The organism is Sagittula sp. MA-2, from assembly GCF_030126985.1.
In the GTDB taxonomy this organism is placed as follows: domain Bacteria; phylum Pseudomonadota; class Alphaproteobacteria; order Rhodobacterales; family Rhodobacteraceae; genus Sagittula.
In genome coordinates, this window is sequence record NZ_CP126145.1 from 2,508,965 (window position 1) to 2,519,948 (window position 10,984).

Sequence of the window (10,984 nt, forward strand, 5' to 3'; positions counted from 1 at the left end):
TCGATCAAGTCACCGTTGCCGTGGCGAAGCTGCCGGTACCTGTGCTCGTGATCGCCGCAACACGGTAATCTCCAGCGGCAAGACCGGTCATGCTGCGGATGTACTGCTTGGTGTAACCGCTCGGGCTGCCCTGCGTGGCTACAGCCGCCCAAGACCCGGTGTTCCGCTCCACAAGGTAGCCGAGGATCGGGTGCCCACCGTCATCCGCCGGGGCGTCCCAAGTGAGCGTTCCGCTGCCCCCGGTGACGTTCTGCGGTACACCCGGAACAGTGGATGCGGTCCCGGTTATCCAGCCACGATCGACGCAGAATTGATAGATCGCCTGCGCATGGATCACGCGACCTGCCTCCAACGGGTGCGTCCCGTCGCTCGTCAGGCTGCGCGGCCAAATACCATTGCCCACGTCCGTTATGTCATTGGCGTCGGTATATGCGCAAAACATCGCCTCCAATACGGGGATGAACATGAGGTCGGGATTGGGGCTGCCCTTGGTGGCAATCAGCTTGTAGAACAGGTTACCCTCTTCCCACGTAGTCCGCGTCCCGGTGCCGATAGCGTTAATAGGGTTGCTCTCGACGATTGCCCACCGTCGCTCGAAACTGTCTCCGGCTCCCCCGTGCCGCAGCTTCTCGACAATATTCATGATTGCACCCGCCGTCATGGTGGTGCCTTTCAGGTGATATTCCGACCCGCCATCCAGCAGGATCAGCGTCTTGGACCACTGAAACGGGGTCCGCGCCCATCGCTGAGAGTGGCCGACGCCGTTACCTTCCCAGAAGGCCACACCTCCAACGCCATCTGACGAGGTGATCAAGCCTGGGTCTTGCGCCTCGGCCAGAGCATAAATCTTTGCTTGGTGGTCAAAGGTTCCCCACGCCGTGAAGCTGTCGCCCAAGATGTGCAGCGTGTTGCGGTCTGCCGCGAAGATGTCCGCGAAGCGCGGGTCATCCTCTTTGTAAGCCTCCGGGTAGATCGCCACACGCTCGATTGTCGCGCCCGTGACCGCCGTGTTGATCGTCAGGGACGTGGGCGGGATCGCGCGCGTGTACGAAATGTCAGCGGGAGAAATAAAACGCTCCGACACATACGCTCGGACGAGTGCGCCGGGCTCCACGACCAAGACCACACGCGCCCGCTCCACCACGTCTGTGGCGACGTTGATGGTCTTCATGTGCAGGGCTGTATCGTCGGGAAGCCCGCCCGGCCCGTATAGCAATGTCGTCGCGTCCGAAACCTTGAGACGTTCCGGCTCGGTATTGCCGCTGTTGAATAGCAACAGGTCGCCGCTGTAGCTGCCTGCGGCTTGGTCAATGGTGACGTCAGCGACAATGGTTCGTCCATGCCGCCATGACGACATGTCGTGCAGGGTGTAGCTGCCGCCGCCATTGTCGGTCAGGTCTGTCAGGGATCGCGTTACCCCGCGCCACAGGAATGTGCCCTCCTCGAAGTCGAGGATGGTCGGCTGTTTCGCTGCGGACACGGCCTCATCCGGCACGATGCGGGAGTACAGAGCGGACTGGACGGCAAATACTTGGCCGTCTGTTAACGCCCCGTCTGCCCAAAGCCCACCGTAGAAATAGTTTGTCCCAGTCCCACCCGCCGTGCTGACACCAGTGCGGCCCATGAATAGACCGACTTCGCGCGTCCATGCGGAACTGTCAGCAGGAGCCACCACCGGGGCGCGGCGTCCCGCGTCCAGATTGTAGTACGCCGCAACATCCGTTGGCTGCCGCTTCACCGTCATCACATAGGGCAAGTGCATAGGGTCGGGCGTGTCTGCAAACACCTCGAAGCCGCCATAAGTGGTGTCGTTAGCCTGCCCCACGCCCGTCTTGAATGAGGGGTTGAGCTGCTCGGACAACCCAGCGTCCTTGCCGACGCAGAAAACGCGCCCTGTGCCCATCCATGCCCCGACATGTGTCATGGTTGTGCTAGGCGTCCAGCGTGCACCAGCCGCCGTGAAAATCACATAGTTGGCCCCGAGGCCGGGCAGGCGTAGGTTCCCGTTCGCGTCTTGCTGCACCGTCGCCCGCGTCCCATCCGACAGCGACAGGAGATAGAACGCACCATCCGGCGACACGACACATCCGCACACATCGCCCACCTCGGCAGGTGTGCTGGCGCTAACCGTGCGCTCCTGGAACATGTAGGCGGGATCGAGGAGGAACAGCGGCGCGGAAGCGGCCTCCGCCACTCCGACCGCAGCCCGGTCGAGATTGGACAGCAGCGCCGATGTTCGCAAATCGGACAGAGCATCGTCCACGTAGGTCTTGGTCGTCGCCTCCGTGCCCGCCGTCGGCGTCGGAACGGTCACGCTCGTCGCGCCGCTCATGTCAACGGAACCCGTAAAGGCCGGGCCTGCCAGAGGTGCCTTTGCGTTCAGCGCGGTCTGCTGAGCCGTTGAGACCGGCTTGTCCGCGTCCGGAGTATTGTCGACATTGCCCAAGCCTACGTCCGACTTGGTCAAGACCACCTCGCCGGTCTTGCCCGCGACGGACGTGACAGCGCCACCTTCCCGCTTGAACCAATTCCCAGCGTACGTCGAGGTGCTGGCATTATCGACCAGCGCGATGATCTGGTCACCGGCGGCAAACGACACGCTGTCGATTGTTCCGGTATCCGTGGCTTCCCAGTAGTCACCGGTCTGCGCAGTCCCGCCGCCGGGAAAAGAGCCTCCCGACGGCGCCCAGGCGCCCTGCGGAGTCTCGGCTCCGGATGTCGCTTCCAGCGTGGCGATCCGCGCGCGCTCGACATCAAGCGCGGTTTCCGTTGCATAGTCACCTTCAATGACCGAGACGCGATCACCCAGCGACGAGATGCTGTCAACGCTTGTCTGGACTTCCTCCATCCAGTCGCCAAGGTCTTCTTGGTTGATCTGGTGATCGGATGCAGGCGGGTTGCCCTGCGCAATGGTGCGGGGAGGTAGAGCCATTGCGGCCTCCGTTTTTCTTTAGGTGATGGTTTCGGTCTCGGGACCGGACGCAGGGCCCGCTACACCGGAAGCGTTCACCGGCACGCCCCAATAGTAGTAAGTTCCGGCGGCGAGACCGCTGTCGGTCAATCCGCTGACCTGGTTGGGGCCGCTGTAGTCCGTGTCGATCAGGGTTGCGTCGCCGAATACCGTGGTAGTGCCTCGATAGGTCCTGGTGGCGTAGTGGTTGGGGTCGTTCGCCGCCTGGAACGTGATGTCGACCTCACCACCGGTCTCCGTCACCGAGAAGGTCGCCAAGCTTGAAGGCGCCGTACTGTTACCGACCGTCGTCACCTGCGTCGCCGGATCGGTCAGCCAGTCGGACGGGTTGGACATCAGCCCGGCAGACACATTGCGCGCCTGCACGTCGTAGGTGGTGCCGTCCAGCAAGCCGGTGATGATGTACTCGGTCGCGCCGTCGGTGATCGTCACGCTCTGGTACTGGCTGGCCGCCGCCGTCTTCCAGCGGATCTGCTGCCAGACGTATTCCGGCTGGGGATCGATCGATACGACGATCGACGCCCCGTCGCCCTGGACCGCGGCAAAGCCTGTGATGTCGGGGCTCACGAACCCGCTTTCGATGGCCTCGAACTCCGGGCGCTGCGGTTCCTCCGTGGCAGCGACGAAGTCGAAATCAGACTCCTGAACCGACACGGCCTCGATCTCGAAGAGGGCAAGGTCGACGCGGCGCAGGGTCCGCACCTCGAAGGCCACGGTGATCCCGAGACCGGCATGGTCGAGGGCGAAGAACCTCTGGCCGATCAGCTCGTATCCGATCGGGCCGATCACACCTTTCATCTGGTATTGCGGCCGCTGCACCTTGGCGAGCCGCTTGGCGAGCCGTGCCGCCTGGTTGTGATGGCGAACCAGGTAGAGCTCCGGCTCGGATGTGACCTTCCGGGCGCTCGCGTCCTCGACCCATGTACCGGACGGTGTCTGCCGCCAGGCGTTGTCCGGCTCGACGTACTTGACGACAATCTCGCTCGGCGCGTCGGCCCCCCACTGCCCTTCCGTGATCTCGCAGTCGAGGAAGTCGCCGGCGGTCAGCGTGACGGTAGGCTCGATCCACCTGCCGACCTTGAAGCCGACCTTGCCGTCAGTCCGCTCGTAGAAGAACGCATCGCAGGCGCCAGCCATTTGCCCGCGCTGCGTCTCGAACTCCTGATCGTCAGAGATCGTGCCGTTGATCTCCCACCGCGCCAGCGACTCGCCGTCCGCATTCAGGACCGTCTCGTCGCAGACGTCGGCCTCTTCGGCCACCTCGTCCCAGTCCACCTGCCCGCCCAGCACCTCGGTGATCCAGTACGCCATGCAGAGCGCCGCGTTGGCGGTGTACTTGTAGGTTTCGTCGCGCGGATCGTAGATCTGGTTGAGCCCGTCGATCACCGGCGCGTAGACCCACTGGCGACCGTTCGGATACACGCCGCTGAAGTTCTGCGGCGAAGTCCGCGAGGCCCAGACAACGGCGCCCGCCAGCCCCTCGAAGTCGAAGTCGCTGGTGATCTCCGTAAAGGTCGAGACCATGCCAGCATTGGCGGTCTGCCCCACCTGCCCCCGGAATATCTCGACCCGGCCATAAGGCTTGATGATGTCCGGCGCGGTATAGCCGCCGCCGTCCCCGGCCGTGAGGAAGTTGGCCGATCCGAAGTCGGTCACGGTGGCGTCGAGCCCGACGGTGTATTCGTCGATCCAGTGTTCGGCGATGCCCTCGATCTCGTGGGCTGCCAGGATCACCACGTAATAGCGGCGGCTGCCCGATGCCTTTGTGAAGCCAAGCGGCCCGCCCTTCCGAGTGCGACCGAACACCCATTGCGCATAGGAGACCGGCTGGGCGAAGTTGCCCATTTGCGCCGAGGGTTCCGGCACGTTGAACTTCGGCACGTCGAACTTCGGCGTGAAGGACCCGGCCAGCGCCGACAGGCCGATGCCCAGCAGGGCGCGGCCGATCACCGACCCTCCGATCGCGCTGCCAATGGCAAAGCCCGTCGAAAAACCGACAGCGCCAAGCTGGCCGAGAATCCCGGCCACCGGGAAGAGCGCCCCGCCGGTCAGACCGGCCACCAGGGCCGCAACCGGCGGCATGGCGTGCGCTTCGGTCGGTGTCAGCCATGTCGACGCGAGGAGCGCCACGGCCAGCGACCTATTCCGCATAGCCCATCCCCCAACAGGCCAAAGGCCGCACCAGGTTCGGCGAGAGCGTCGTTGCCCCTTCCGGCCCCTTGCAGCCCCAGCAGTCCCCCAGCCAGATCGCCCCTGCCGGCAGTGGCCGGTCCTTCCGAGGAATGACGATAACGGCCACGTCTCCGACCGCCAGCGCTTCGACCCGCGGCAGGCCTCCGACACGGGCCAGGCAGTCCTCGATGACCTCGACGGGACGGGTGAACCATCCGCAGAGCTGCTGGCAGGACACCGCGTCGAAATACGCGCCCCGCAGTGCAGCGGCCGGGTCGTCGCCTCCCTTCACCAGGCGGTGCCAATCCGCCAGCCCGAGGCAACAATCGCTTTCGCCCCAGACGAACGGCGTGCCCATCCAGCGGTTCATGATCTGGTAGACAAGCCTCATCCGAAGAGCTTCTCGGTCTCGAAGTCGACGGTCGGCATGTACTTCAGCGACGGGTTGTCCGACCCGGTCAGTGCCTTGTGGCCTTCGGTGTTGAGGGCGATGCGCCGCGCAGCGCGGCGCCCCTCGGACCACGCCTCGAACGACAACGTGATCCGGCGGTCCTGCGCCCCGGAAAACTTGTAGCTGAGCTGTCGGCTGATCCGAGTCATGTAGCGGACCGGTGCGAAGCGAGGCGCCGAGAACTCGGCGACATCCCCGATTGGTTGAAGGAAGAAGCGGACCTCGCGGCCCTTGACGTAGTCGACCCCCAGCGTCTTGATCTGCTGGATGACGTCATCCATCGTCGGGTCCTGGAAGTAGGACATCGACAGCGAGCCGGACGGAGCGATGCCCCCGATCGCGCTCTCCAGCGCCGTCACCGCCCCCAGCGCCGACCCCAGCCAGACGTTCCCGTTCAAGTCGGTGAACCGGCCATCCTGCCCCAGCATGAAGCGGAAGGTGCCGTCGGTCGTGTCGATCTCCACGAGGCTCAGGAAGCCGATGACGCCGGCACGCGGGTCGAAGCCCGCCGGAAAAAAGCTCATCTCGCGAGAACCTCCATGAACCGCAGTTCGGGCATGGCCCGATGGGTGCGGTCGTAGTCGACGCGCCCCATCCCGGTTTCAGCGGCCTCGAAGAAACCGACACCGCGCAGCTGGATGATGTCGCCCTGCGTGATCGCTGCGCGCAGCGGCATCTGCAGGCCGATCTCGTGCACGTCGCTGCCCCGGTCACGGACATAGGTCACCTGGAATGGCCAGGAATCGTGGCTCATGATCTGGCCCACCACCGGCACGAAGCCGCTGCACGACGAGACATCGACGCGGATCACCTGCGCCCCGGCGGCATGATCCGCCGCAGCGAGAGCAAACGGCGCGTATTCCCAGCCCTTGCCGTTCGAGAACAGGTTGCCGGCGGCAGTCGTCTTGCCTTGCGAGATCACCGTGCCGCTGGCGCCCACCGCCCCGATCGGGAAGACTGCCGGGTCGTCCATGCGTATCCGGTAGATCCCGCGGCGTCCCTGCGCCGTGGCCCGGATTGCGCGCCATTGGCCCAGCTGGGCGCGGTTCAGCTTCACCTTCGGCGCGCCGATCCAGCGGGGAAAGCCGGTGAACTGCGTCCGGGTCGTGCCTTCGTTGAAATCGCCAAGCGAAGTCTCGCGCCAGTCGATGTCCCAGTCGACATTCAGAACGCGCAGGAACGCCGGCGGCAGGGTCACGATGGGACGCTCCATCAGGAGGTCCCCCGCGCGTTCAGCGAGTCGAGCTGCCCGCCGAAACCTTGCTGCATGCTCTGCATCCCGGCACCCAGCATTTGCGCCGTGACATTGCCGGCGACGTGCTTGATCACCGGGATCAGCGACCCGTTCCCGTCGATTCCGACCGCCACCTCGACCCGGCCGCCACCGCCCCGCCCTGCCCCCGGCTTCGTCAGATCGTCGACGCGTTCATTCGGGTGCATCACGGCCCAGAAACCGCCCTTGCCGTCGAGACCGCCAGAGCGCGGCCCCGGCGGCGTGTAGCCACCGCCATCGAAGCTGAAAATGCTGGAGAACACGTTGCCCAGAAGGCCCTTGAAACCGCTTCCCTTGCGGGCGAAGCCGCCGGTGCCGAAAAGCGCATATTCGATGGCCGCGCGCTTCAATGCCTCGCGTAGCTGGTCCGCGGCATTCTTCTGCCCCATCAGCGAGTTCACCAGGGCATCCTTCACCGGCTGGGCGATGCCCATCAGTTGGCGCTGCGCTTCGGTCGCCTTGTCCAGGTTCTCCTTCAGCCGCACCAGTTCCCGGTTGTGTGTGTCGGAGCTGATCAAGCCTTTTTCGCGCAGCATGTTGGCGCGTTCGACCTCCGCGTTGTAGCGCTCCAGTGCGGTCTGGTTCGCCTCGGTCATCCGGGCGGCCTCCTGCATCAGGCGGTTTTGCTCCTTCAGCGCCGCGCTCTGGCCCCGGCCGCCGCGGGCGGCCCGCGCAGCCTTTGGCGGCGTCCAGTTGTCCAGGAACTGCGGCGCATCGCGGGTCTGCCAGTCGTAGAAGCTGCCGCCCATGGTGCGAGGATCGCCGCCACGGCCACCTTGTTGCGGCGTGGTCCCAGGCATGCCCTGCGGCCCCCAGGATGCGATCCTGCGCGCGAGATCGAGACCCATCCCGAGGTTGCGCACCAGCGCGAAAGACTCGTCTACCGCCGAGCGGATTCCCCCGGCAATGTCAGTTTTGCCGAGGGTCTCGCCGTTCTTCGACGCCTCCAGAAGCGCATCCACGAGATCCACCGCCTCGTCGCTACTGCGGCCCAACTGCGCGTTCACCAAGTCGAGCTGCGCTTGCTGCTCGCGGATCGAAAGGACGAGATCCTCGTTGGCGCCAAGCACCTGCCGGACAACCGCCAACCGGTCCCGTTCAAGGTTGGTGTAGGTTGCTTGCGATCCCAGGTCGCCGGCAGGCTGGTTCATCGCCTCGGCGCGCAACTCAGCAATCCGTTCGACCTGCAGGAGTGCGTCCGCCAGCTGTTTGTCCAGTACCGCCCGGTCGGCGGCGAGAGACGCCTCGACATCGCGCCTTTGCCGTTCGAGCTTGGCCTCTTCCAGTCTGGCCAAGGCTTCCCGCGCCCGCGCCTCCAGGCTCAAGCTCTTCAGGATCGAAGGTGTGACGATGTCCTGGTTGGTTTTCGCCAGCAGGATCGCGGCATTGTAGCGAAGCTGCGCCTGTTCGGCTTCTTCCAGCGCCGTGCGCGCGGAACCATAGGCCTCCTGAAGCCTGATCTTCACCTCTTTTGCCGCCTCGCCCGACTTCATAAGGTTTGGCAGGAACGCCGTCGCGAGACCCGCAGCCGCACCGATGATCAGCGGCGCAATGCCGCCGAACCCGGCAAGGATGTCCGGCAACTGGATTGCGACGGCGCCCATCAGGTTGCCTGTCGCCGTTGCCTGCTGGCCGATCTGGTTCACTTGCAACAGGGCGTTGCGAAGCCCGTGGTTGGACCTGACCGTCGCGGTGTCCATCATCTCCATGGCGCTCGCGGTGGCCCTGGTCCTGACCTCCAACTGCTGGAGCACCTGCGCCGCCTCGCGCTTCGACACCACCCCGAGCTGCACCGCGCGTGCCACCTGCGCCTCGGCACCGGCGTAGCGCACCTGCGCGGCATACGCGGGATCTACACTGGCCTTCAGGGCACGGAAGCTGCGCTCCTCTGCCCGGATCCGGCGCTCGAAGACCTCCGCCGACTTGGCCGCCGACTTCGAGGACGTATTGATGGTGTCGTGGGCTTCCTTGCCCGCCTGGCCGATGCCCCGGAACTCGGACTTGACGCGCGCGCCGCCGTCGAGTTCCGCACGGTAGGTCACCTTGCGCTGCGTCACGACTGCGCTCCTTCAGAGGATCTTTCGTTCAGCGCGGCCGTCAGCGCCCGCTCGATGTGCGGCATCAGGACGGCGGTCGCCATCGGCGGCACTCCCATCGCCTGCCCCATGGCCATGACCGCCGTCATGTCGTAACCGATCACTTGGCCGGGGACCGCGCGGACCTGGCCGCCGCAGTGCATCGCCAGGTCCCAGACTTGCTGGCCCTCGACGGTTTGCGGCGCCTCGACTACCATCGGACAGGTCTCGCAGCGCTCTATGCAGCTTTCGCAGTACCCGGCGCTTCCGAAGTGCCATTCGGCGCGCCGGTAGAGCCGTTTCCCTCCGCGTCCGCCAGCAGCGCGGGCATCAGCACACGGTCACGGAACGCGACGAAGCACTGATCGTCGTCGAGCATGGCAGACAGCCATTCCGCGTCCGGCGGGACCGGGTCGCCGCTCTCGTCGCCGACGCCCTCCCAGTCGAGCACGACACGCGGCGCCAGCGCCTTGCACCAGTCGACGAAGGTGATGGCGTCGGTTTCATCCCCCGCGGTCTCCGCTCCGCCGGTCTTTCCGAACAGATCCTCGCGGACCTTTTCCATGTGCGACGAGGTAACAGGGCAGCAGAGCACGCGGACGCCGCGCGCGAGGTCGTGCCAGATCGGATCGGGGTTCAGGTTCAGGCGCAGCATCAGTAAGCGTCCACTTCGTTAACGAGGGTTGCGGTCAGCATCGGGTCGCCGTTGGCTTCGCGCCCGGCCATCCACTGGAACTCGGCTTCGATACCGCCGGGCCCATCGATCGGGCGGCCGGGCACCGACAGCTTGACCCGGCCAAGCGCCAGAACCAGCGAAGCGCTCGCGCTCTTCGTCCACTCCAGAGAAATCGTCTGCCCGGTGCCCGCCTTTGCAGCGGCGAACAGCGTCTCGGAGTCGAAGCGAAGGCGCATCGTTCCGCTGCAGGCGGCCCGCATCGGATCGAGGCCGCCGATGAACCCGTCGGCGGTGATCGTCTCCACCGGATCGAGGTTGTTGTTGTACTCGAAGGACAGGCCGACGACGTTCGCGACCGTCGAGCCGCCGATCTTGACCACGCCCTCGCGCTGCATGAAGCGGGACGGCAATTCACCGAAGCTGGTCGGCGTGCCTGCGGCCGTCGAGCCCGCCGGAGTGGCGGCGCCCTGCGCGATCACGCCGACAGTGCCGTTCAACCGCCCGCCGCGCTGCATCTCGATCTGCAGGCGGTTCGCCCGCGCACCCGAGAACATCTCGAACGACGGCACGTCCGGCACCTGTCGCTCCAGCGACATGCTGGGCAGGGTCCATGCGCCGGATTCGAACACATGCGTGTAAACGCCCGTAACCTCGCTGGTGGTCGGGTCGCCCAGAAGCGCCTTGAGCCAGAAGCCGGTGGCGTCGACATCGATCGGGATGGTGATGTCACCGTCACACACCGGGTTGTCGAGATCCGGGTCGCCGGGATCGCGGGTGCCGACGATGTCGTCTTCCAAGAGACCCTCGCGCCGCGAGAGCCCGTTGGTCATGTAAGGCAGGTAGAAGAACCCGCTGGCCGGCGTCGTCTTCTCGACGCTCTCGAACACGCCCGGCATAAGCGAGCGCTCACCTCTTCCTCGCGCCATGGCGCACCTCCTGTCAGGTCAAAGGATCGGCCACGCCGTAACTCAGCGTGGCCACGATGGTATCGACACGGATCGTCTCGCCGCCCTCGACGCGAATGTCGTCGCTGCCGGTGGGCTGCCCCTCTACCCAGTCGCAGAGGCCGCCGAGTGCACGGTCCGAATTGATGGCGGCGCCCAGCTCCTGGCGGATCACATCCGCCAGCGCCTCGCGGTCTTCCGACGCTTGTGTGTAGATCTCGAACTCGACACGGTGGTCGTAGTGGTAGGTCAGTGGCAGCGTGACATCGGCGAGGTCAGGCACGCCGTCGCGCATGATCACCAAGCCAGCGCTTGGGATCGCCTTCGGCAGGACCTCGTTTCGCAGCACCTCCGCGGTCACCGCCGACGCAACTGCGGTGTGCAGCGCCGCGAGGCGCGTCTCTACTGCACCCGTCGGCATG

Annotated in this window: 10 protein-coding genes; all 10 read right to left on the reverse strand. The window is 65.3% G+C overall.

Features of this window, described 5'->3' with window-relative positions; translation table 11 throughout:
* Positions 1–4 precede the first annotated feature (4 nt).
* The 10 genes from QNI11_RS12130 to QNI11_RS12175 are packed head-to-tail and all read right to left on the reverse strand — an operon-like array spanning position 5 to position 10,983.
* Positions 5–2,932 carry a fibronectin type III domain-containing protein gene (locus QNI11_RS12130; protein ID WP_283980326.1) on the reverse strand — a complete coding sequence of 976 codons (2,928 nt, stop codon included), beginning with the start codon at positions 2,930–2,932 and terminating at the stop codon, positions 5–7.
* Positions 2,933–2,950: 18 nt separating this feature from the next.
* Positions 2,951–5,122 (reverse strand): fibronectin type III domain-containing protein, encoded by a 2,172-nt coding sequence (locus QNI11_RS12135; RefSeq protein ID WP_283980327.1) that lies wholly within the window; start codon positions 5,120–5,122, stop codon positions 2,951–2,953.
* A complete protein-coding gene (locus QNI11_RS12140; protein WP_283980328.1) occupies positions 5,112–5,534 on the reverse strand; it encodes a hypothetical protein in 423 nt (140 codons plus the stop codon). Before QNI11_RS12140 ends, QNI11_RS12135 begins: the two co-directional genes overlap by 11 nt.
* Positions 5,531–6,118 carry a hypothetical protein gene (locus tag QNI11_RS12145; protein WP_283980329.1) on the reverse strand — a complete coding sequence of 196 codons (588 nt, stop codon included), beginning with the start codon at positions 6,116–6,118 and terminating at the stop codon, positions 5,531–5,533. Before QNI11_RS12145 ends, QNI11_RS12140 begins: the two co-directional genes overlap by 4 nt.
* On the reverse strand, positions 6,115–6,807 hold the full coding sequence (locus tag QNI11_RS12150; protein WP_283980330.1) for a hypothetical protein: 693 nt from the start codon (positions 6,805–6,807) through the stop codon (positions 6,115–6,117). The genes QNI11_RS12145 and QNI11_RS12150 overlap by 4 nt, the downstream gene beginning before the upstream one ends.
* Positions 6,807–8,924, reverse strand: coding sequence for a hypothetical protein (locus QNI11_RS12155; protein ID WP_283980331.1), 2,118 nt, complete (start codon positions 8,922–8,924; stop codon positions 6,807–6,809). The genes QNI11_RS12150 and QNI11_RS12155 overlap by 1 nt, the downstream gene beginning before the upstream one ends.
* Positions 8,921–9,160: a hypothetical protein gene (locus tag QNI11_RS12160; protein ID WP_283980332.1), complete on the reverse strand. Its 240-nt coding sequence runs from the start codon at positions 9,158–9,160 to the stop codon at positions 8,921–8,923. The genes QNI11_RS12155 and QNI11_RS12160 overlap by 4 nt, the downstream gene beginning before the upstream one ends.
* A gap of 20 nt (positions 9,161–9,180) precedes the next feature.
* Positions 9,181–9,597 (reverse strand): hypothetical protein, encoded by a 417-nt coding sequence (locus QNI11_RS12165; RefSeq protein WP_283980333.1) that lies wholly within the window; start codon positions 9,595–9,597, stop codon positions 9,181–9,183.
* Positions 9,597–10,544: a phage tail tube protein gene (locus QNI11_RS12170; protein WP_283980334.1), complete on the reverse strand. Its 948-nt coding sequence runs from the start codon at positions 10,542–10,544 to the stop codon at positions 9,597–9,599. The genes QNI11_RS12165 and QNI11_RS12170 overlap by 1 nt, the downstream gene beginning before the upstream one ends.
* A gap of 13 nt (positions 10,545–10,557) precedes the next feature.
* A complete protein-coding gene (locus QNI11_RS12175) occupies positions 10,558–10,983 on the reverse strand; it encodes an acyl-CoA transferase (protein WP_283980335.1) in 426 nt (141 codons plus the stop codon).
* Position 10,984 lies beyond the last annotated feature (1 nt).

Coding starts and splice junctions, on each gene's coding strand:
- QNI11_RS12165 (WP_283980333.1), bottom strand. CDS start 9,597: ATGCTGCGCCTGAACCTGAACCCCGATCCGATCTGGCACGACCTCGCG.
- QNI11_RS12140 (WP_283980328.1), bottom strand. CDS start 5,534: ATGAGGCTTGTCTACCAGATCATGAACCGCTGGATGGGCACGCCGTTC.
- QNI11_RS12175 (WP_283980335.1), bottom strand. CDS start 10,983: ATGCCGACGGGTGCAGTAGAGACGCGCCTCGCGGCGCTGCACACCGCA.
- QNI11_RS12160 (WP_283980332.1), bottom strand. CDS start 9,160: ATGGTAGTCGAGGCGCCGCAAACCGTCGAGGGCCAGCAAGTCTGGGAC.
- QNI11_RS12135 (WP_283980327.1), bottom strand. CDS start 5,122: ATGCGGAATAGGTCGCTGGCCGTGGCGCTCCTCGCGTCGACATGGCTG.
- QNI11_RS12170 (WP_283980334.1), bottom strand. CDS start 10,544: ATGGCGCGAGGAAGAGGTGAGCGCTCGCTTATGCCGGGCGTGTTCGAG.
- QNI11_RS12145 (WP_283980329.1), bottom strand. CDS start 6,118: ATGAGCTTTTTTCCGGCGGGCTTCGACCCGCGTGCCGGCGTCATCGGC.
- QNI11_RS12150 (WP_283980330.1), bottom strand. CDS start 6,807: ATGGAGCGTCCCATCGTGACCCTGCCGCCGGCGTTCCTGCGCGTTCTG.
- QNI11_RS12130 (WP_283980326.1), bottom strand. CDS start 2,932: ATGGCTCTACCTCCCCGCACCATTGCGCAGGGCAACCCGCCTGCATCC.